We start from the raw sequence: 21739 nt of genomic DNA on the forward strand, positions 1-21739 counted from the left end.
AGATGTAAGTAACCATTCGCAGTCCCAGTATAACTCATTTAATGAGCGATTTCTTCTTTGCCTCCGCGAGCCAGTCCGGAAATTCGCCGAGCAGCCGGTCGTACAGCTCCTCGTCGGAAATCTTTTTCAGGTCGTTCACCTGGAAAAAATTCGCGTTGTCGATCAGGCGCCCGTCCAGATCGTCGAGCCGTTTGAGGAACTCGAAGTTCTCGCGGCCGACGCCGACGAACTGCCAGAAAATGCCCAGATGCGACGTCTGCCGCACGATCTCGGCTGCGCGCTCCCCGTCGAAGCAGTTGCCGTCGGTGACGAAAATGACGTATACCGGCTGTGCTTCGGGCGGCGGCGCTTTTACCGTCACTTTGCCGCGGCCCAGTCCGAACAGTCCTTTTTTGACGCCGATCGCGCCCGGAAAATATTCGTCGGCGATCCGCTGCATGACGCCCGCGTAATTCGTCCCGTTTTCCAGCGGATAGTTCGGCCGGATCTCCCGGCTGACGAATTCGTAAAAGTTTTCTTTGCGGATTTCGCCGACGGAATAATCTTTGACCCCGAACAGGAACACGTCCGCGGCTCCGTTGTCGTCGAAATTCATGCCGAGTCCGAGCGTGCGCTCGCACACCGACTGCACGATGCCGTTCGTGAACAGTCCCGTCATCGAGCCGGAGATATCGAGCGACAGCGCGACGCGCGCCCGCTGGCCGCCCAGTCCTTTTTTGTCCAGCGAAATAACGGCCGTTTTGGCCAGGCTGATCAGGTTCTCCTCGGCTTTTTTGCGCAAATCGATAGTCATGGCTGCAGCCTCCTCTTTCCCGCCTGCGGCAGGAAGACGTTTTGTCCACTGTACCATCGGAACGCTTTTCCCGAAAGGCGTCTATCGCCTTTCGATACGGTCCGGGGTCGAATCCGAAGTTGAATCCAGATCCGCGAAATGGCGCCGCACGAAGAGTCCGATCGCGAACGCAAGCAGCGACATGCCTCCGGCATACAGGTACAAATTCACGATGCCGACCGACTCCGCCAGCTTGGCCATGCCGAGCAGCGAAGCGCAGAAGATCAGATTGAGCACCGTCGCCTGGGCGGACAGCACTTTGGGCAGCTCGTCGTCGCTTGCGCTCTGCTGGATCAGCGTGCGCCGCGAGACCATCGACAGTTCGGCGAACGGTCCCATGATCAGCACGAGCAGCAGCGCGGCGGCGGGCGAAGTCGTCACGGCGTAGACGAGCGTGATCGCCGCATACCCGAAAATGCCCGCCAGCATGGAATCGAACAGCCGGCGCTGCAATTTGCGCACCAGCGCGACGACGAGCAGACCGCCCAGCACCGCTCCGGCGAAATACGAGGCGTTGATGAATCCCCACCATTCTTCGCCCTGTCCGAGCGCTTCCTGCACGAACAGCAGCGTGAACGCGCCGACCCAGACCGATCCGCCGAGCATGTCGATCGAATCGATCAGCGTCAAGCCGCGCAGCCGCGGGCTTCGCCCGATCAGCTTCCACCCTTCGAGCAGCGCTTCGCGGCGCGTCTGCGGTGCGGCCGGCCTCCCCCCGCCGCCCGGCTCCGTATCCGCCGCCTGCCCCCGGTTCGCGGCGGGTTCGCGGATCAGCGCCGTGAACAACATCGCGGCCGCGTACAGCACCCCGGCCAGCAGCAGCGTGCGGGACGTGCCCGCGAAAGCGACGAGCACGCCGCTCACGCCCCAGCCGGCAAACTGGACCGTCTGATCGCTGACCGAGATCAGGCCGTTGGCGCGCATGAGCCAGTCTTTGCCGACGAGCCGCGGCACGAGCGCGTTGCGCACAGGCGTCGTCCAGCCGTCGAGAAACGACATGGCGAACACGAGCGCGAAGATCGCGGCGAGCGACGCCGACGTCCCGGCCGCGTGCAAATACAGCGCCAGCGCGGCGAACAGCGCAAACTGCCCGCCCTGCGACAGCAGCATCAGGCGCGGCAGGCGGAATTTGCGCAGCAGCAGCGGAGCGAGAAATCCGCTTATGATTTGCGAGCATATACGAAAAAACGGCACGAGAATCGTCGACACGACCGATTCCGTACCTTGCAGCACCAGGACGGTCAGCGCCGTCACGTATAAAATGTCGGCTGCGTTCGACATCGTCTGGGACGACCACAGCCAATAGAAAGAACGTCTGTTGTAAAAATTTCTGCTCATCGCGCACTCTCCTCCTGCGGCTGCTGACACTTCGTTACGAAGTCAGCCGGACGTACAGCCGCGCTCCGTATTCGATCAGCCGGATGCCGAATACGCCGGCGAACAGGATCGCCGTGATCCAGATCCCGATCCGTTCGATCCGCTGGCCGGACTTCTTGCCGGTCGTCATGATCGCGAAGCGCAGCTTCCATTTGAACGGCGGCAACGGGCGTATCCCGTTCTTGCTTAGCGAGTCGCAGATCAGGTGCAGCGCGTAGCCCAGGCCGCCGGCGAGCCAGATCGAAGGGCCGTGCGAGCCGGTAAGTCCGTACAGCAGCAGCGTCCAGGCTCCCAGCGCGTACAGCGTATGCGTGATGCCCCGATGGGGAGCGAGCGAGAACACGATCAGCAGGATGCCGCCCATCCGGTTCCACGGCGCATAGCGCTCGCCGAGCACGATGACGGCCAGCCCGATCAGCACGAACGCGCCTTTGCGCAGCGCCTGCTCGGGCAGGAACATGGCGACGACCGCGACGGCGGCCAGCACGCTGTTCCACGGCTGTTCGACCGGCGCGTAGAACAGCAGCGCGGCCGCGATCAGCAGCATCGCCGATTGCAGCACGCGCAGCAGCCGGTCGGGCAGCGCCCGCGTCACGAGCAGCGAGTTCGGATGGTCGATATCCGGCAGCAGCGAGCTGATCCCCGCGATTGCGACCGCTCCGACGGTGACCGGAGCGCCGGTCAGGGCCAGCAGGGACAGCGATACGCCGGTCCCGATAATAAAGTGAGCTTTTCCCATCATGGTCTTCGTTGTCCTTTCGTGCGAAACCGAGTCTGTCAGACGTTCGATCTTCCTTGTTCCCACCCGTCTTCGGCTATGACCTTTTGGCAAAGCTTGAGTCGGATTTTGCTGCTCCAATCATACCATAGCCCCTCCGTACTCTCAATACGAACACCGCGATTTTGCGAACAAATATTCGTGCTCTCGCGATGACAAAATTGTTCACGAATGTATCGCGCGAATGGTATCTATGATATAATGAACCACGCCGCGGCGGCCTGCCTGCCCGGTAACCTATTGCCAACAGTTGCTTATACGAAAAGAATCCGCGCCGATCCGACCCATGGCGCGGGAGAGGTTCGAGAACTCCCTCTATAAAAAACTATCGCCGCCCCGCCGTTTGCGAGGCTTCTTTTGGCGTGCTCCTTGCGAGCCTACTCCGAAAGAAGCGCGGGAGCGCACGGATGAATGTCCGTGCGTGCGGCGCCGAGTACCGCCCATGTCGGAGATCAGACGCCGACCTGCGGCCGGACCTGTTTTTTTACGGCAAGTTCCTGAACCTCTTTCCTGTCCATCCCAGATGAAGAAAGAGGTTTTTTGCATGCTTAAAAATGAAAAAGCGGTCGTCGTGTTCAGCGGCGGCCAGGACAGCACGACGTGCCTGTTCTGGGCTCTGCGGACGTTCGCGGAAGTCCAGGCGGTCACGTTCGATTACGGCCAGCGCCACAAGCTGGAGATCGACTGCGCGCGGGAGATTGCCGCGGAGCTTGGCGTCAAGCACACCGTGCTCGACATGAGCCTGCTGAACCAGTTGGCTCCGAACGCGCTGACCCGCGACGATATCGACATTACGCATGAAGAAGGCGAACTGCCGAGCACGTTCGTCGAAGGCCGCAACCTGCTGTTTCTCAGCTTCGCGGCGATTCTCGCCAAAACGTCCGGCGCGCGCCATATCGTGACGGGCGTCTGCGAGACGGACTTCAGCGGCTACCCGGACTGCCGGGACACGTTCGTCAAGTCGCTGGACGTCACCTTGAACCTGGCGATGGATTATCCGTTCGTCATCCATACGCCGCTCATGTGGCTCGACAAAGCCGAGACGTGGGCGCTGGCCGACCAACTGGACGCGTTCGACTTCGTGCGCGAACGTACGCTGACTTGTTATAACGGCGTCATCGGCGACGGCTGCGGCGAATGCCCGGCCTGTCAGCTGCGCCGCGCCGGTCTCGACAAATACGTCGGGGAACGGCAGGCGACGGTATGAGCGAACGCGAACAACACCGGCGCAGTCCGGGCCCTTACCAGATCGTGGAGCGGCTTCAGGTGTTCGGCGAAGACATCTCCGGCGAGCAGCTGCGCTACCACCGCAAGCGCGTGCTGGTGAGCAAATCGTTTACTTTCGACGCCGCCCATCATCTGCACGATTACGAAGGCAAATGCAAAAACCTGCACGGCCACACGTACGAAGTCGTATTCGGCCTCTCGGCGATTCCGTCCGCCAATGGCATCGCGGTCGATTTCGGCGAGATCAAGCAGATCTGGAAAGAAGAGATCGAGACGTATCTGGATCACCGCTACCTGAACGAGACGCTGCCGCTTATGAACACGACGGCGGAGAATATGGTCGTCTGGATCTACGAGCAGATGGAAGACGCTCTCGCTTCGGAACGTTATGCGCACCTCGAAGCCCGCACCGAATTCGTCCGCTTGTTCGAAACGCCGACGTCCTACGCGGAAGCCCGACGGGAGTGGATGGAACGATGAACGTCTCCGCCTCCTCCCGCCCGATTCCCGTCCTCGAAGTGTTCGGTCCGACCATTCAGGGCGAAGGCATGTCGATCGGCCGCAAAACGATGTTCGTCCGCACGGCCGGCTGCGATTACCGCTGCTCGTGGTGCGATTCCAAATTCACGTGGGACGGCAGCGCCAAAGACCAGATCCGCATGCTCTCGCCGGAGCAGATCGTCGAAGAACTGCTTGATCTCGGCGGCGACACCTTCGATCACGTGACGATCTCCGGCGGCAATCCGCTGCTGCTGCCGCAAATTGCCTACCTGATCCAGGAGCTGCACGGACGCGGCATCCGGACCGCCGTCGAAACGCAAGGTTCGCGCTGGCAGGACTGGCTCGTGCGGATCGACGAAGTGACGCTATCGCCCAAGCCGCCGAGCTCGGGTATGGAGACCGATTTCGACGTGCTGGACGATATCGTAGCCCGGCTGCGCGAAGCTTCCGGCCGGCGCGAACTGTGTCTCAAGATCGTCATTTTCGACGAAGAAGATCTGACGTACGCCCGCTTCGTGCACAAACGCTACCCGGACGTGCCGTTCATTTTGCAGACCGGCAACCCCCAAGTCGCCGGCGAAGTGCAGGATCACGTCTCTTCGCTGCTGCAGCGTTACGAATGGCTGATCGGACGATTGTCCGACCTGCCGGACCTTAGAGACGCCCGGGCGCTGCCGCAGCTGCACACGCTCGTCTGGGGCAACAAACGCGGCGTGTAAGGTACGCAGCCGCCTTATTTACGCTTTATTTTACACGCTCTATTTTACAACCAAAGGAGAATTTCCATGAGCCATTCCCGCCAAGACGGTCTTGAAGATTTGACGCTGCTGGGCAACCAGGGCACAACCTATACGTTCGAATACGATCCCGGCATTCTGGAGTCGTTCGACAACAAGCACGAGTACCGCGATTATTTCGTCAAATTCAACTGCCCGGAGTTCACGAGTCTGTGCCCGATCACCGGCCAGCCGGATTTTGCCACGATCTATATCAGCTACATTCCGGACGTCAAAATGGTCGAAAGCAAGTCGCTCAAATTGTACCTGTTCAGCTTCCGCAACCACGGCGACTTCCACGAAGACTGCATGAACATCATCATGAACGACCTGATCAAGCTGATGGACCCGCGCTATATCGAAGTCTGGGGCAAGTTCACGCCGCGCGGCGGCATCTCGATCGATCCGTACACGAACTACGGCAAGCCGGGCACCAAATACGAAGAAATGGCGTGGAACCGCCTGACGAACCACGACCTGTATCCGGAAAAAGTGGACAACCGCTAAGCACCTCCGCGGACTTCCCGGCCGGAAGATTCGCTGCGGATTAGTGACGGCGCGGCTTCTATGGGTATAATAGGTAAGGAAAGCGCCGTTCGCTTCCGCTCCCCGCGGTGCGGAGAACGCGCGGCACTTATACTTCGAACCCACTAGGAGGCTGAATCAAGATGGCTTTGACATTCACGGACATGGTTACCCAGGCCCGAAACAACGTACCCGCCGTTACTTCCCAGGAAGCTCGCGAGAAAATCAACGCAAACCCGAACACGTTCATCATCGACGTGCAGGACGCGACGGATGCGGGCGCATGCGGACTGATCCCGAGCAGCGCGAACATTTCGCTCGGCATGCTGCCGATCCGCGCCGATCTCGGCGTTCCGGCCGAACTGCGCGACGAGCGCCTGAGCGACCGCAACCGCCCGATCCTCGTGACGTGCGGCGCCGGCGGCCAAGCGGCTCTGGGCGCTTACGCGCTCAAAATGATGGGCTTCACCGACGTCGCGTTTATCGACGGCGGAACGGCGGCTTGGAAACAGGCCGGGTTTGAGGTAGAGGAAGCGTAAAAGAGCGCTTCGAATGATGGGTAAGGTAGAAAGATCAAGGCTCCGGCGCAAATGCCGGAGCCTTTTTTGGGGATTTATTCGGGATTGGGCGTGGCTGGAACCTAACTGGGCGAGTTGAACTGTCATTCCGGGCCAGTCTGCGTGAAAATTTCGTCTGTTTGCCCTTTGCTTAATAAAATAACGGCGTGAGGGCAGTTATTTCCTCTGTTTGTCTACGCTGTGAAGAATAACTGCGTAGAAGCAGTTATTTCCTCCTCTACATAGCCAATGTTCCTTTTTTTCGCAAAATAAATGCTTCTGCGCAGCTATTTGTGATTTTGGCGTTTTTTTCTCAAAAATAAGTGCTCTCAGGACATTAATCCGGCTTTGGTTCGATGGGAGGCTGCGGAAGATCGTAGGATGGGATTCGAGAAGTTCGCGTCCGCGTTTTGCGTTGCTTTTAGTTAGATTGGCTGGCTTTGTTGGATTGAATGACCTTGGTTGGAGTGGCTGGCTTGATCGAGTTGAGTTGAGTGACTTGGGTCGAACTGGGTAGGCGGAGGCAGACGGGAGCCTGTTTTTATCATTTTTCGCCTGCAATAAAAAAACCTGTTTTCGGATCAAGTCCGAAAACAGGTTTTCCCTCTTCCCTCTTCCCTTTCTGCTGGCCTATGTCTCGCCACTCTCAAACTCAGGCTCAACATCAAGCTCAGGCTCCGCTCAGTCCAACTCCGCGCCGTTCGTCGCGATCACGTTTTTGTACCAGTCGAAGCTTTTTTTTCTGGAGCGGTTCAAGGTGCCGCCTCCTTCGTCGTCCTGGTCCACGTAGATGAGGCCGTAGCGTTTGGACATTTCGGACGTGGAGGCGCTGACGATGTCGATCACGCCCCAGACGGTGTAGCCCATCACGTCGACGCCGTCGATTACGGCTTCGCCGATCTGCCGAATATGCTGGCGCATATAGTCGATCCGGTAATCGTCGTGGATCGAGCCGTCGGCTTCCGGATGGTCTTTGGCGCCGAGCCCGTTCTCCACGATGAACAGCGGGACCTGGTAGCGGTCGTACATATCCTTGAGCGCCGTGCGCAGGCCGACGGGATCGAGATGCCAGCCCCATTGGGTCACGGGCAGGTTCGGGTTCTTGATCGTGCTGTACAGATTGCCGCCGGTGACGCCGTATCGGCTCGGATCGGCCGCCGCCACAAGGGACGTGTAATAGCTGAACGAGATAAAGTCGACGGTGTGCTGGCGCAGAATCTCTTCGTCGCCGCGCTCCATGACCAGGTTGATGTTATTTTCCGCAAAATAACGCTTGGCGATCGGCGGGTAGGCGCCGCGCACCTGAACGTCCGTGTGCAGCAGATTGAGCTGGTTCTCGAACTGCGCCGCCAGCACGTCTTCGGGACTGCTCGTCGCCGGGTAATGGATCATCCGCGCCAGCATGCAGCCTACCTGCACGTTCGGATCGATCGCGCGCGCTGCTTTGGTAGCAAGGGCGCTCGCGATGAATTGATGGTGCACCGCCTGATACGAAGCTTCCTGCGGACGGCTCTCCCGATCCATGATCAGTCCGCCTCCGGTGTACGGCTCGATGATCGTCGTATTGATCTCGTTGAACGTCAGCCAATATTTCACTTTGCCCGCGTAGCGCGTGAGCAGCGTCTCGGCGTAACGGACGAACAGGTCGATCACTTTGCGGTTTTTCCAGCCTCCGTATTCCAGCGCCAGATGGATCGGCATGTCGTAATGCGACATCGTGACGAGCGGTTCGATACCGTATTTGTTCAGTTCGTCGAAGACCGAATCGTAGTAGCGCAGTCCCGCTTCGTTCGGCTGCATCTCGTCGCCATTCGGGAAAATGCGGCTCCACGAGATCGACATGCGGAACGTTTTGAAGCCCAGTTCGGCGAACAGCGCGATGTCTTCTTTGTAGCGGCTGTAAAAATCGATACCGTAGCGCTTCGGGTACCCTTTGGCGCTTGCGTGAGCCATCGCCCGGGCGATCTTCTCGCTGGAAGGGCTCATCTGGGAACTGAGGTCGGTATAGTCTTTTTTGTTGACGTAAGGCACCATGTCCGACGTGGACAATCCTCTGCCGTCCGCGTCATAGCCGCCTTCCGCCTGGCTTGCGGCGATGGCGCCGCCCCACAGGAAGCCTGCCGGGAAAATCGTTTCGTTCGTCATGGAATCGCGCTCCTTTGCGAAATGGAATGGTGATGCGTTAGATCTTCACCTGCAGCGACGGCTGCAGAATCGAGACTTCGCCGTGCTCCAGCGCTTCCACCGAAGCGTAATCGGCGGTATTCGTCACGACCATGGCGGTCGTCGTATCGTATTGTTCCGCGATGCGCGCCAGATCGAATGTCAGCAGCGGATCGCCGGCCCGGACTCTCGTGCCCGCCTGCACCCGCGCTTCGAAATATTGGCCGCGCAGCTTGACCGTATTGATGCCGACATGGATCAGCAGCTCGGCACCGGAATCGCTATGGATCACGATGGCGTGCTTCGTCTTGAAGACGTTCATGACCGTTCCGTCGACCGGCGAAGCCAGCAGTCCTTCGGACGGCACGAAGGCGATGCCTTTGCCCATCAGTTCGTCCCCGAACGTCGGGTCGTCCACTTCGGTCAGCGCGATGGCGCGTCCGTTCATCGGGGAGCAGATCGTCTCGTCGGAAGCCGGAATCTTGACCGGCTCCTCGGCGACGGCCGCCGCGGAGTGAGGCGCCGCAGCGGTTGCAGGCGTCGCAGGCGTCGTCGAAGCGGGAACGGCTGCCCGGGCCGCCGCCGCAGGCTGCGCCTGTTGACCGCCGCCGAATTGGGTCGCGTCCGGTACGGGCACGTCTTCCTTGATGCCGAGCACCAGCGAGACGGCCGTCGCCACGACGAAAGCGATCGCCATGCTCGCCACGGCATAGCCGAACGTCGGCCCGATCATGGCCGGAAGCCCCGGCAGTCCGCCGTTACCCGCCAGTACGTAGGCGTTGACGCCGAATCCCATGCCGAACGCGCCGCCTGCGGCGCTGCCGATCATGCCGGCGACGAACGGCTTCTTGTACGTCATGTTGACGCCGTACATCGCCGGTTCCGTCACGCCCATCAGGGCGGTGAAGCTGGTCGACAAGGCGACGGATTTGAGCTTCTTGTCTCTCGCCCGGAAAAACACGCCGAAAGTCGCGCCCGCCTGCCCCATATTCGAGATATAAGTCAGCGGCAGGAATTTATCGAAGCCGACCGTGGCCAGATTGCTCAGAATGACCGGCACGATCGCGTAGTGCATACCCGTCATGACGATCAGCGGCATCGCGCCGCCGAGAATGATGCCGGCGAACAAGCCGCCTTCCGTCAGCAGCCAGTTGATGCCGCCGGACAAGCCGCTGCCGATGATCGTGCCCAGCGGTCCGATCGCGATCAGCGTAACCGGCACGACGACGATCAGCGTGATAAGCGGCACGAACAGCAGTTTGACCGCGGACGGCATAATCTTGTCGACCCACTTCTCCACGTAGGACATCAACCAGATGGCCAGCAGGATCGGAATGACGGTCGACGAATACGTGACGGCCGTAACCGGCAGCCCGAGGAACGAGACCGGATTGCCGGACGAGAGCAGCGCGCCCATGTCCGGGTACAGCAGCGCGGCGACGACGGCTATGCCGACGTACGGATTGGCGCCGAACTTGCGCGAAGCGCTGACGGCGATCAGGACGGGCAGGAAATAGAATACGCCGTCGCCGATTGCGGAGAGGATACCGTACACGTCGGTCTCGACCGACATCCAGTTCCAGGCGACGAACAGCGCGAGGAACCCTTTGAGCAGGCCCGCACCGGCGATCGCCGGCAGGATCGGGGCGAATACGCCCGCGATGAAGTCGAACAGGCGCGAGATCGGATTTTTCGTTTTTTTCGCACCGGAACCGCTGTCCGCTTCGGCGGCAGGCGCCGCGTCCGCTTTGAACGCCGGGTATTGCCGGGCCATCGCGTCGTAGACTTTGGACACGTCGTTGCCGATGATGACCTGGTACTGGTCTCCCGCGATGTTGGTACCCATCACTTTATCGAGTTTTTTCAGTTCGGCCGCGTCGGTTTTGGTATTATCCTTGAGACTGAAGCGAAGACGCGTAACGCAGTGGTACACGGAATTGACGTTATCCGGTCCGCCAACTAATTCGACGATTTTGCGGGCCGTTTCCTGATGATTCATGCCGTTTTCCTCCATTTTGACTGGGATGTCGTTGATTTTGGCGCAAAAAAAGACCCGAACGAATAGACGGTTCCCTTCGCGGGAACGTCTGAATCATCCGGGTATTGCCTGATTGAACAGTAACAAGCCCTGCGGAAGCGCCCGCCGATCAAGGGGAGCGCCTCCGGATTTATGCCGTTTGGTTTTTCATGAGCCGCTCCAGATGCAGGGACAGATACAGCTGCTCGGAGTGGGTCATTTCGTATTGGTAATTTTTGCGGATAAAACGTTCGATCTTCCCGATGCAGGCAAACGCCTCCGGGTAGTTTTTCCTGACGATCTCGTACAGATACTCTTCGACGTCTTCGTGGCTCGAATGCGTGACGACGCGCTGGCAGAAATACTTGAGATGCGTAATGAAGCGAAAATAGTTCACGCTGTCCTCGTCGAGTTCCACGTTGTAATGGTACTTGACGATGTTCATGATCTCCTGCAGCAGCTGCATCAGATGCGTCACGTCGTTCATCGAATCGTTCACTTCCGCGTTGACGAAATGCAGCGCGATATTGCAAATCTCTTCTTTGGGAAACTCGACGCCCAGACGTTCCTTGAGAATGTCGAGCGATTCCCGAGCCACGTCGTATTCGGCTTTGTAAAAATGCTGGATTTCCCACGACAGCGGATTGCGTACGATCATGCCGTCCCGAAGCCGCTGAATCGCGAAATGGATATGGTCGGACAGCGAGACATAGATGCCGTCGCTGATCGTTTTGCCAAGCTGCATGCGCGCAAGCGTGACGATATCGTCGGTCGCCTGCAAAATATCGATCGGCACTTCCATCACAGTCGCCTTGAATTTTTCGTACAGCACTTCGTCCTGCAGCCGAAAAATTTTCTCGATCCGCTCCGGTTCCACCGAATCGCCGACTTTTGAATTGAACCCGATACCCCGGCCGAGGATCAGCAGTTCCTGATTCTTGTCGTCCACCGTGCTGACGATGTTGTTGTTGAAAATCTGTTTAATTATCACATGGACCACCCGTTTTTGAGGATTAAGTGCTTTTGTCGGGAGAAGCACCAAAAAAGGCAACACCTACAATGAAACAAGCGTACGTCTGGCTAAAAAGGACCTTCGTCCTTCCTGTACGTCTGTCGATTCATCGTGGTATTGCCCGCATTACCGGTAACAAGCCTCGCGGTTATCATAACATCGGCTGTAAGCGGAGTCAACCGCCTGAACGGACGTTCCGGCCGGCAGATCGGACGAACTTCTTCCCTGCCGCTATTGCCCGATTCCGGCGCTTCGCCTACAATGATACACATTCACCAAGTCCCAGGAGGTCTGCCATCATGCCCGTCAAGCCCGGAGCGCTCGCGGAAGGTTCCGATCCGAACCCCGCAGGCTCCGCTACCCAGATTCCCGCGCCCGAAAGCCGCCCCCGCGGCACCGTCTACGGCGTGCTGTTCGCAATCGGCCTCGTGCATCTGTTCAACGATTCGATGCAGGCGGTCATTCCCGCCATCATGCCGATCCTTCAGGATTCCATGTCGCTCAGCTACGGCCAGCTCGGCTGGATCCTGTTCGCGATCAACTTCACGGCGTCGATCATGCAGCCTGTCATCGGGCTGTTCGCCGACAAGCGGCCGACGCCGTCGCTGCTGCCGATCGCGATGGCTTCCACGCTGACCGGCATGCTGCTGCTCGCCTATGCGCCGAGCTACGCGGCCGTCATCGTCGCGGTTATCTTCGTCGGCCTCGGCTCCGCGGCGTTCCATCCGGAAGGCTCGCGCGTCTCGCATATGGCCGCCGGTTCTCGCCGCGGCCTTGCGCAGTCGATCTTCCAGGTCGGCGGCAACGCCGGGCAGTCGCTCGCTCCGCTGTTGACGCGGCTGATCTTTATCCCGCTCGGCCAGTTCGGCGCGATCTGGTTCACGGGCCTGGCCGCGCTCGGCATCGTCATTCAGCTCTTTATCGCGCGCTGGTACGGACGCACGCTCAANTCGGCAGCTACTACGCGTTCTACCTGCGCGACGTATTCGGCGTCAGTATCGCCGACGCGCAAATCTACGTCTTCCTGTTCCTCGCCGCAGGTGCCGTCGGCACGCTGCTCGGCGGTCCGCTGGCCGACCGGTTCGGCAAACGCAACGTGCTGTTCGCGTCGATGCTGCTGGCCGCCCCGCTTACGCTCGCGCTTCCGTATGCCAACCTGACGTGGACCGGCATCCTGCTGACGCTGATCGGCTTTATTCTGCTGTCGAGCTTCTCCGTGTCCGTCGTCTACGCGCAGATGCTTATTCCGGGCCGGATCGGCGCGGTATCGGGACTCGTCACCGGCCTTGCGTTCGGCATGGGTGGAATCGGCGGCCTCGTGCTCGGCAGCTGGATGGATGCGGCCGGCGTGGCCGCGGTCATGCGCTTTTGCAGCTTCCTGCCGCTGCTCGGCGTGCTCACGTTCCTGCTGCCGAGCGACCGGAAGCTGAATGCGTGGGCCAGAGAGAACGGAGCGGAAGTATAAGACTGAACGAAAAGGGAGAGCCTCCGAAGGCTCTCCCTTTTCGTTTTGCTTTTTCGTTTCTCTTTTCTCTTTTACCGAATCTGAACGTCGATGTCCCGCGAAGAATCGTACACGCCGTACGTGCCCGCGTTGATCGCAAACTCGCTGCCTTCCGGCACGTTTTTGAACACATCCATGCGGAAGCCGGTTTTGCCGGTGTCTCTATAGTAAGACTGCTTCGGATCGGGTTCGTACGTCTGACCGTCGACTTTCAACCGCGTGCCGGTCACCAGATAGAACTTGCCGCCCGTAGGCGTAGTGATCTGCAAGTCTTTGCCTTTGCGCACAATCTTATAAGCCATAACGCTCCCGTCGGGCATATTCTCCCCTGCGGCTTGGACTTTATCGCTCGGAGGCTGGATTTCGGTCCAGATGTCCGGGTAGACCCGGGCGACTAACGCATCGCGCAGCTTCAACGTGAGCGGTTCCTTGGCGAGATCCTGAAGCTGGTAGCCCCTGAAGTTGAAGTACATCGTCTCGGCGTCTGTCGTAACCCCTTCTATCGGATTATAAGGCAATCCCGGAATCGGAGCCTGCATGCCCTTCGTTTCAAACTCTCCAGCCTGCAAGATCATACGGTTATAGTACATGAACTTGCCGTCTTGAAGCACGGAAGAATCGTCCTCACGCGTGACCGGAATCCGTACTTCGAACAGAGTGACCTGCGCTTCGGCAAGGGTCATGCCCGTGCGTTCTTCCAATGCCGCCGTATCCGGGATCGGAACCGACTCGGCAGCCGCAGTGGCTGTCGAACCTTCGACCGTAAAGTCGATCGACCATTCGCCTTCCACTTTTTTGACCGTTTGAGCATAGGAATAGACGAATTGCAGGTTGTTCCGCTCTTGGGACGTAAGGCTTTTCAAATCGAACGATTGGCTTTTGGTTTCCTTTTTCCATTCGATCGAAGAAGGCTTGAGGATTTTGTCTCCGCTCTTCGCGATCAGGTAACTGCTGCTTTCATAATTTAGTCGCTTCGGATCGTAATCTTCGGGCATCGGTTCCGCTTGATTCGCTTCGTACTCCACATTGAGCTTGGCCCCGTTCAACACCCGATTGTAAGCCGTCAGCTTGACGCGCAGATCCTGATCGGGTACGACGATGTACTCTTGGCCCGCGGCGGGCGTACCGGCCAACGGCGTCTCGAAGCGTCCCGTCAAATAAAGGTCCCGCATCACGATCCGGTAGCGTTTCTTCTCTCCGGCCGCCGGCAGATTTTCGGTGATATATTCGGCGAGCTTCAGAGGATCGACTCCCGCCCGTGCATCGAAATTGCCGAAGTCGGCCGCGATCTGTTTGCCGCTGTCCAAATCCGTAATCTGCGATTCTTTGAACGAAGCGTAATCGAACTTTTGGTCTTCCAGTCCGGACAGGCTCATTTTCAGCACCATCCGTTTCTGCGCTTCCACTATCGAACTTCCGATCACTGCATTGTCCAGACTCAGCTTCACGCCGTCAACTTCGGCCGAGGCATCGACGCGCTGGCCGGCGGGATCGGCGGTAATCGCTTCCGGCTCGGCCTGCCGCTGTTCCAAATAAACGGCGGTGCCGGCGGCCGTGGCGATCACGGCGGCGGCGGAAGCGGCCAGCGTCCATTGGCGCGCGCGCGAAAAAACGGTTCGCTCCGGTACGGTCTCTGTCTGCTCGCTCCATCCCGAGCGGCGGCGCTCCACTTCCAGGCGAATCCGGCTCCACATTTCTTCGTAATTCGGGCTGCCGTCCGGCAAACTCCGCATTTTTTGCTGGATGTGCTGTTCAGTAATTTGAGACATGCCGTTCACTTCCTTTCCCCGGCGATTCCGGACTTTTTTCATACAATTTCTTGAGCATTTTCAACCCCCGATTGACTCTCGACTTCGCGGTCCCGACCGGCACGCCCAGCGCTTCGGCCGTCTCGGCCGTCGACAGGTCCGCCATGTAATACAGCAGCAGCGCTTCGCGCACTTTGGGCTTCAATTTGTTCAACAGATTCCCGAACTCGTCTGCCGTCTCGCTTTTCTCAAAAGCCTGCTCGACCGATTGCGGCGCACGCAGCGGCACGTTGATCGTGAACGCCTTTTTCTCTTTGACGTTTCCGTTCGTCCGGCGCCGCATCAGCGAATGGCATTCGTTGGCGGCGATCCGCATCAGCCACGCTTTGATATGCTCCACCTGACTTCGATCCGCCAGCATCGCTTTGACGAACACCTCCTGGCAGATATCTTCCGCGTCCGTTTGGTTCCGCAGCATGTGCAGACAGTATCGGTACACGTCTTCCCTGTAGGTTATGAATAACGTATTGTCGTCCACCATTTCTCACGTCCTTTACCCCTCTTATGTGATGGTTCCCTGTTATAGAGACTCGCGGGAATGACGAACAGTTCGCTTTTTGAAAAAAAACCAAAAAAGCCCGACCCCGCCTGCGAACAGGGCGGGGCCGGACTTGAAACACCGAAAGATTCGTACACTTGCGTCTATGCCGTTCGCGGAGCTTGCGGCGGCGTCAGGCCGGGTAAGTGCCTACTTCCGCAGCACAATTTCCATATCCCGGGATGGATCAAGCTGTCCGTACAGGCCCAAGCCCAGCTTCAGCTCGGCATCCTGTGGAACGCTGCGGTAAACGTCGACCCGGTAAGCTCCCTGTGCCCGATACGGGCTGTAGGAAGACTTCGCGTCCGGCTGCCGCACTTCGCCGTCCACGCTCAACACCGTTCCCTGCACCAGCTTCAGCGGATCGCGCGTCTCGGTCACGATCTTGAGATCGCGGCCCTGGCGCGTGTAGCGATAAGTCAGCCGGCTGCCGTCCGGCAGTTCGGCGCTCGCCTGCCGTTCTTCCGATCCGGGAGCAGCAAGCGTCGTCCAGAAATCGTCCGGCGCCTGGCGAAGCACGAAAGCCTGTTCCAGCTTGACGGACAAAGGACCCGTCGTCAGATTCTGCATGTCCACGCTAAGCGGACGGAAAAACAAAGATTCCGCGGTGCCGGCAGTCCCTGCGGCCGAAGCTTCCTCCTGCTCGACCTCTTCGAATTCGGAATCGCCGGCAAGTACGGTGCGTTTGTCGTAGAACAGCAGGCTGCCCACCTGCATCGCCCGATCCTGCGGACTTCTCTCGATCGGCAGACGGATGCCGTAGGCGCTTACGCTGGCTTCTCCGACGGTCCAGCCGGTCTGGCGGCGGATCTCCGCAGCGTTGACGGGCGTAAGCTTGACCGACCGTTCCTGCGCTTTCGATGCGTCGAGCGTAAAATCTATTTTCCAGCTGCCGGCAATTTTCCGCACCGTTTCGGCGTAACTGTAGGTCAGCGTCAGCGCCTGCCGCTCCTGCTCGCTCAGGCCGGGCAGCTCGTAATTGACGGTGAACTCGCTGCCTGCCCAGGTTCCCGACGTCGACTCGACGGTATTCGAACCGGAATTCAAGCGCAGCAGCGTACGGGTCTCGATCGACAGTGACTCGGGATACGCGGCGGAAGCATCCGCATCGGTTCCTTTCAGCTTGTATTTCAAGGTCAGCAGCCCCTGGTCTTCGTCCCATACGGAATCAACAATCTGCACGGAGACGCCATCCACGCCGGGCACCGGGTAGGTCGCGCCGGTCCGGAGCGTTCCCGGCAGCGGAACGTCATGCCGCCGAATCAGGTACAAATCGTCCATTTCGAACCGGAGACGCCGGGTGCTCGATTCGGCTGCCCATTCGTTATCGAGCATTTTGCCGGCCTGCAGATCGTGCATGCCCTGCCGCAGATCGAAGCTGGCTCCGTCCATGTCCCGGGTCTCTCCGCTGTCGAGATCGATCAACCGTCCCGAACCGAAGCCGGCGTATTCCGCCTCCGACTCGTTCAGGCCGCTCAGGCTCATCTGCAGCGCCAGCCGATCGGACGGAGCGTCAGACTCCTCTTCGGAATGTCCCACAATCGCGTTGCTGAGCGTCAGCTTCACCCCGTCCACCGCAGCCGACGCTTCCAGCGATTGGCCGGCCGGAGATCCGTACGCCTGCTCGGGCTTGTCCGGGCCCGGAGCCGGCTGCCAGAGAATTACGCCGGTCGCGACGGCTCCGGCCAGCACCGCGGAAGCGGCGGGCACGGTCCATTTGCGGCGCAAATACGGCTTTGCCGCCGGCTTCACTTCGGTCCAGCCCGATCTGCGCTTGTCGGCTTCCAGTACGATACGTCTTCGCATGCCCGCGTAATCCGGGCTGCCGTCGTCCACCTGGCGAAGTTGGCCTTCCAGATCGGACTCAATAATTCGAGGCATGATATCCACTCCTTTTTTCCGCTTGCGTATTTGACTCTTCCAGCAGCTTTCTCAAGGCTTTCAATCCGCGATTCATTCTCGATTTGACAGTGCCGAGCGGCACGTTCAGCAGTTCGGCCACGTCCGCAAGCGGCATGTCCGCCATATAGTACAGCAGCAGCGCTTCCCGGAATTTGGGCTTGACCGATTGCAGCAGCAGGCCGAATTCCGCAGACGCTTCCCGGCGTTCGTACCCGCCTTCGACCGACTGCGCAAACTGCAGCGGATCGCTTTGCAGAAAAGCCAACTGCTCCTTGTCCCGGCCCCGGCTTCTGCGCCGCACCAGCCCGTGGCACTCGTTCGCCGCGATGCGCATCAGCCACGCTTTCTCGCTGCGCACTTCGCTCCGGTCGGCCAACATCGCTTTTACGAATACTTCCTGACACGCGTCTTCCGCGTCCCCTCTGTGTTTGAGCATGTAGAGACAGTAGCGGTACACCGTCGTTTTATGCGTTTCGAACAACTCCAGGTCGTTCATGTCCCTTTTCACATCCTTATCGACTTCCGTAGGCCTCCCTGCCCATTTGATCATGAATGAGCGCGCGCTTCTTAGTAGAGGACTGACGAAGCCGCGCAGAGGTTCCCGTTTGCCGCACCGTTCTTCCCAAGCAGACGCTCCGCCGCGCAGAAGCGAAAAAGGCTGCCGGAAACGTGCCCGGCAGCCTTGCCTCTCTTTCCAATCGATTATTCGCGGATGATCACTTTCGCGTACTTGCTGTCTTCGACCGTTCCGTAAGCCTGCAAATTAAGTTCGAATCGCTTCCCTTCCGGCACGTTGCGGTAGACGTCGACCCGGTTGTACCGGCCTTCAGCGTCTTGGATCGAACTTTGCGCCGACGGCTGGGTGTCGTAGGCGTAGTCCCGGCCGTCGACCCGCAGCCGCGTGCCTTCGTACAGATTGACGTAATCCGGGACGGCGATCTCGACGAGCACGTCCTTGCCTTTCCGGTGCACCGTGTATTCGACCTGTTTGCCGTCTTCCAGCGTATCGGTCGTCGTCCGTTCTTCTGCCGTAGGCACGTCCAGCGGCACCCAGCGATCGGGATCGATATGGGCGATCCACGCCGAGCCGAAGATCGCGGTCAACGGCCTGCCGCGGAAGTCGTAGCTTTCCCGATAATCATGCGTCGTTTGGTTCAGCGTTTCGTTGCGGGCCAGGCTCTGGATGCCGAATTTAACGAATTCCGGTTCTTGTTCGCGGCCTTGCCCGACATCGGTGCCGGGGACGGGGTCCTGCGAGCCGGACAGCGTCACTTCCCCGTCCGTCAGCTGGATGCTGCCGTACTGCACGATCTGTCCGTCCCGCAGCGAACGATCGTCGGTTCCCCGATCGAGCGGGATCGCAATGCCGTACGCGTCGAGCAGCGCGTCTCCGAGCTTCCAGCCGGTCTGCTCCGTCAGGGCGGAATCGTCCTGGACCGGGACCGTTTCGGTCGGGATTTCGGCTTTGGACGGATCGAGCGTGAAATCGAGCGTCCACGGGCCTTCGACGACCCGGACCGGTTCGGCGTAAGTGAACGTCATCGTCATGTCGGACAGCTGGTCTTCGGTGAGCCCTTTGATGCTGTACGAACCTTCGACTTCCGCGACGCCTTCTCCTTCCGACCAGCTGGACCAGCCCAGTTCGCGGTCGCCGAGCTTCAGACTGACCGAGTTGCCCCGATCCATCGCCAACAGCAGATCGCTCTGCGCGTCAAGCTTCGGCACGTTTGCGTTCGGCAAATATTTGATATTCAGCAGTCCCTGCTTGTTGTCCCATTGAATATCCGTAATTTTCATCTTAAAATTCCGATCCGGCAGGACCGCATATTGTTCGCCCAGCTTGACTTTGCCTTCGATCGGCACCGTCGTGCGGCGAATCATGTAGAGGTCGGACATCTCCAGCCGGTAGCGGTGCGGTCCCGGGGCCGGATTGAACGCTCCCGTCACCCGAGCCGACGTGTTGAGCTTCCGTTCGGCTTTCCAGTCTTCGATACTGCGCACGTCGTCCGTATTGAAATCGCCCATGCTCAGTTCAAGCTTCTTGCCCGTATCGAGGTCGGTAATGGACGAACGGTCGAAGCCCGCGACCTGCACGTCTTCGTCGCCGAAGCCGAGCAGCGAGAAGTCCAGCATCATTTTGGAATCGGGCGCGGTCGTCCCGAAATCCCTCACCGTCCCCTGCACGACGTTGTTCAGCTTCAAGGTAACGCCGTCCGCTTCCGCCTGCACGCCGACGGCTTGCCCGATCGGCGTCGCCTGCGCTTCCGGATACCGGCTCTCGAAGTAGCCTTGCGAAGCCGCGGCTCCGAGCGCAATCGTCGCCGCCAGCGCGGCGCACGCCGTAGGCATCAGCCATTTTCTCCTCGGAGGGGATGGAAGCACCGGCGCGGCAACGTGCTCCTGCCAACCGGATTCCCGCTTGTCCGCTTCCAGACGAACCCGGTTCCACATCGCGTCGTAGTTCGGTTTCTCCTTGCGCAGCCCGCGCAGTTTGCGTTCCGTTTCCCGATCAGTAACTCGAAGCATGAACGTCACCTTCTTTCTCCGGCTGCGCCGGTTCCTTGTCCGCCCACTTTTTTAACGCCTTTAGCCCCCGGCTGATTCTCGATTTCGCCGTGCCGATCGGCACGTCCAGCGCTTCCGCCGTCTCGGCCACCGACAGGTCCGCCATATAGTACAGCAGCAGCGCCTGGCGCAGCTTCGGCTTCAGCAGGCGCAGCCGCTCCTCGAATTCGTCCGACGTCTCCAACTGTTCGTACGCCTGCTCCACCGACTGCGGCGAACGCAGCGGCAGATTCATCCAAAACGCGCGCTTTTCCTTGATCTGTCCGTTCGTTCTGCGCCGCACCAGCGAATGGCATTCGTTGGCGGCGATCCGCATCAGCCACGCTTTGAGGTACTCGATACCGCTTCGGTCGGCCAGCAGCGCCTTGACGAACACTTCCTGGCACACGTCTTCCGCATCCGCGCGGCTGTGCAGCATGTACAGACAATAATGGTACACGGCTTCTTTGTAGGTCTCGAATAATTCCCGGTCTTCCAATGTCGCTCACTTCCTTTGCCCCTCTGTAGTGATCACTCGCCTATATGAACTGCCAAGCGCGGCGATCGGTTCCTTTTTATGATAAAAAAGAACGCGGGACTCGCAGCGAAACCGCCGAAGCCGGGCCAACCGCGCACAAAAAAAGGACGGCCGGAGGCCGCCCTTTCTTCCATTCCTTCGAAAAATTGTACCAAATCGATTCGAGTCGATCCGCTCGCAACGTGCTGCCGCCAATGTCCGCCGGTTCGGAATTCTGCCGAACGACGGCGCTTCGGACAGACTTTACTTGCCGATCGACTCCAGGTATTCGGATACCTGGGTCGGCGTCTTCGCGAACTTGCTGTGCAGATGGGCGATTTTCTCGCCGTTCTTGAACACGAGCAGGCTCGGAATGCCGCGCACTTCGTTCGACTCCGCGATATCCTGGAATTTCTCCGCGTCCATCGCGAAAAAGTCCTTGTCCGCGTTCTTGTCCATGATGCCGCCGATGAACCGGTCCAGGTTTTTGCAATCCGGGCACCAGTTCGTGTCGAACTTGATGACGGTCAGCTTCTCGCCGCCGATCTGTTCGTTATATTGTTCCAAGCTTTCGATTCGTTCCATATCGCATTCTCCTCCCGGGTTCGGGGACGGGCCCGTCGATGCCAAGCGGTATACGTGCCGATGACGTCAGGCGAAGTTTGCGCGCCGCGGCCGCCGTTCAAGCGTTCCCGCTCAATAAGGGTCCGAGTACGAATCGCCCGAGCCCGGACGGATTCGCCGTTTGGCGGCCTGCAGCGTACGTTCCATCTCCTGCACGGCTTCTTCCACGATGCGGCGGTCGACCAGATAATCCTGCACTTTCGCTTTTTCCGTCAGGCGCGCGATCTCGGCATCTTTCTTCTCCAGATCGTAGCCCTGGCGGCGCTGAAGCGCATTGTACTTGTCCAACAGGTCCGAGATGACCTGATAGAACCGCTCGTAATCGAGAATGATGTCGTCCAGAAAAGCGTCGACGTCTTCTTTGGTATACCCGCGCATTTTGACGGGAAAATCTTTCTCATGAATTTGCAAGGCGTCAAGCTTGATGCCGAGCTGTTTGAACAGACGTTTCTGCTCTTCGAGCTGGCGTCGATACTGCTCCTCCATGCCCATCCCTCCTCCGTTTAATGTATCATAATTCAAGCCGAAAATGATCGA

The 21739-nt window shown here is 59.1% G+C and carries 19 protein-coding genes and 1 pseudogene; 6 read left to right on the forward strand and 14 right to left on the reverse strand.

The genetic code is table 11. The features are described 5' to 3' along the window. Positions 1-34: 34 nt before the first annotated feature. The 3 genes from FTE24_RS06725 to FTE24_RS06735 all read right to left on the reverse strand — a co-directional run bounded on the left by FTE24_RS06725 (position 35) and on the right by FTE24_RS06735 (position 2951). A complete protein-coding gene (locus FTE24_RS06725) occupies positions 35-793 on the reverse strand; it encodes a VWA domain-containing protein (protein ID WP_150231782.1) in 759 nt (252 codons plus the stop codon). A gap of 81 nt (positions 794-874) precedes the next feature. Next, positions 875-2170, reverse strand: coding sequence for an MFS transporter (locus FTE24_RS06730; RefSeq protein WP_150231784.1), 1296 nt, complete (start codon positions 2168-2170; stop codon positions 875-877). A gap of 34 nt (positions 2171-2204) precedes the next feature. Then, positions 2205-2951 (reverse strand): metal-dependent hydrolase, encoded by a 747-nt coding sequence (locus tag FTE24_RS06735; RefSeq protein WP_150231786.1) that lies wholly within the window; start codon positions 2949-2951, stop codon positions 2205-2207. Between the two features lie 580 nt (positions 2952-3531). Here FTE24_RS06735 and queC point away from each other — a divergent pair. The 5 genes from queC to FTE24_RS06760 all read left to right on the forward strand — a co-directional run bounded on the left by queC (position 3532) and on the right by FTE24_RS06760 (position 6555). Then, a complete protein-coding gene (gene queC / locus FTE24_RS06740) occupies positions 3532-4194 on the forward strand; it encodes a 7-cyano-7-deazaguanine synthase QueC (RefSeq protein WP_141448819.1) in 663 nt (220 codons plus the stop codon). Further along, positions 4191-4694 (forward strand): 6-carboxytetrahydropterin synthase QueD, encoded by a 504-nt coding sequence (queD, locus tag FTE24_RS06745; RefSeq protein WP_150231788.1) that lies wholly within the window; start codon positions 4191-4193, stop codon positions 4692-4694. The genes queC and queD overlap by 4 nt, the downstream gene beginning before the upstream one ends. Further along, entirely contained in the window at positions 4691-5434 is a 744-nt protein-coding gene (queE, locus tag FTE24_RS06750) for a 7-carboxy-7-deazaguanine synthase QueE (RefSeq protein ID WP_150232603.1), read from the forward strand. Before queD ends, queE begins: the two co-directional genes overlap by 4 nt. Before the next feature lie 66 nt (positions 5435-5500). Then, a complete protein-coding gene (queF, locus tag FTE24_RS06755) occupies positions 5501-5998 on the forward strand; it encodes a preQ(1) synthase (protein WP_141448816.1) in 498 nt (165 codons plus the stop codon). 161 nt (positions 5999-6159) lie between these two features. Further along, on the forward strand, positions 6160-6555 hold the full coding sequence (locus FTE24_RS06760) for a rhodanese-like domain-containing protein (protein WP_150231790.1): 396 nt from the start codon (positions 6160-6162) through the stop codon (positions 6553-6555). Between the two features lie 699 nt (positions 6556-7254). Here the strand turns inward: FTE24_RS06760 and FTE24_RS06765 are convergent. The 3 genes from FTE24_RS06765 to licT all read right to left on the reverse strand — a co-directional run bounded on the left by FTE24_RS06765 (position 7255) and on the right by licT (position 11744). Further along, the gene (locus FTE24_RS06765) at positions 7255-8718 is read right to left on the reverse strand and encodes a glycoside hydrolase family 1 protein (protein WP_150231792.1); all 1464 of its coding nucleotides are present in this window, start codon (positions 8716-8718) and stop codon (positions 7255-7257) included. Positions 8719-8755: 37 nt separating this feature from the next. Continuing rightward, positions 8756-10735, reverse strand: coding sequence for a beta-glucoside-specific PTS transporter subunit IIABC (locus tag FTE24_RS06770; RefSeq protein ID WP_150231794.1), 1980 nt, complete (start codon positions 10733-10735; stop codon positions 8756-8758). 169 nt (positions 10736-10904) lie between these two features. Then, on the reverse strand, positions 10905-11744 hold the full coding sequence (gene licT / locus FTE24_RS06775) for a BglG family transcription antiterminator LicT (protein ID WP_150231797.1): 840 nt from the start codon (positions 11742-11744) through the stop codon (positions 10905-10907). A 320-nt stretch (positions 11745-12064) separates the two neighbouring features. On the opposite strand from licT, the pseudogene FTE24_RS06780 reads away from it, so the two are divergent. Then, a pseudogene (locus FTE24_RS06780) lies at positions 12065-13230 on the forward strand (MFS transporter). 71 nt (positions 13231-13301) lie between these two features. Here FTE24_RS06780 and FTE24_RS06785 read toward each other — a convergent pair. The 8 genes from FTE24_RS06785 to FTE24_RS06820 all read right to left on the reverse strand — a co-directional run bounded on the left by FTE24_RS06785 (position 13302) and on the right by FTE24_RS06820 (position 21688). Beyond that, positions 13302-15038 (reverse strand): hypothetical protein, encoded by a 1737-nt coding sequence (locus FTE24_RS06785; RefSeq protein ID WP_150231799.1) that lies wholly within the window; start codon positions 15036-15038, stop codon positions 13302-13304. Next, positions 15022-15558 carry an RNA polymerase sigma factor gene (locus FTE24_RS06790; RefSeq protein WP_202111779.1) on the reverse strand — a complete coding sequence of 179 codons (537 nt, stop codon included), beginning with the start codon at positions 15556-15558 and terminating at the stop codon, positions 15022-15024. Before FTE24_RS06790 ends, FTE24_RS06785 begins: the two co-directional genes overlap by 17 nt. Before the next feature lie 207 nt (positions 15559-15765). After that, positions 15766-17496, reverse strand: coding sequence for a hypothetical protein (locus FTE24_RS06795; protein WP_150231801.1), 1731 nt, complete (start codon positions 17494-17496; stop codon positions 15766-15768). After that, positions 17480-18013 carry an RNA polymerase sigma factor gene (locus tag FTE24_RS06800; RefSeq protein ID WP_150231803.1) on the reverse strand — a complete coding sequence of 178 codons (534 nt, stop codon included), beginning with the start codon at positions 18011-18013 and terminating at the stop codon, positions 17480-17482. The genes FTE24_RS06795 and FTE24_RS06800 overlap by 17 nt, the downstream gene beginning before the upstream one ends. A gap of 206 nt (positions 18014-18219) precedes the next feature. Beyond that, the gene (locus tag FTE24_RS06805) at positions 18220-20043 is read right to left on the reverse strand and encodes a hypothetical protein (RefSeq protein ID WP_150231805.1); all 1824 of its coding nucleotides are present in this window, start codon (positions 20041-20043) and stop codon (positions 18220-18222) included. Further along, complete coding sequence (locus FTE24_RS06810) at positions 20027-20560, reverse strand: RNA polymerase sigma factor (protein WP_150231807.1); 534 nt, start codon at positions 20558-20560, stop codon at positions 20027-20029. The genes FTE24_RS06805 and FTE24_RS06810 overlap by 17 nt, the downstream gene beginning before the upstream one ends. A gap of 282 nt (positions 20561-20842) precedes the next feature. Continuing rightward, on the reverse strand, positions 20843-21163 hold the full coding sequence (locus tag FTE24_RS06815) for a thioredoxin family protein (protein WP_141448805.1): 321 nt from the start codon (positions 21161-21163) through the stop codon (positions 20843-20845). 111 nt (positions 21164-21274) lie between these two features. After that, complete coding sequence (locus FTE24_RS06820; RefSeq protein WP_150231810.1) at positions 21275-21688, reverse strand: DivIVA domain-containing protein; 414 nt, start codon at positions 21686-21688, stop codon at positions 21275-21277. Positions 21689-21739 lie beyond the last annotated feature (51 nt).

Source organism: Saccharibacillus sp. WB 17, assembly GCF_008634075.2.
In the GTDB taxonomy this organism is placed as follows: domain Bacteria; phylum Bacillota; class Bacilli; order Paenibacillales; family Paenibacillaceae; genus Saccharibacillus; species Saccharibacillus brassicae.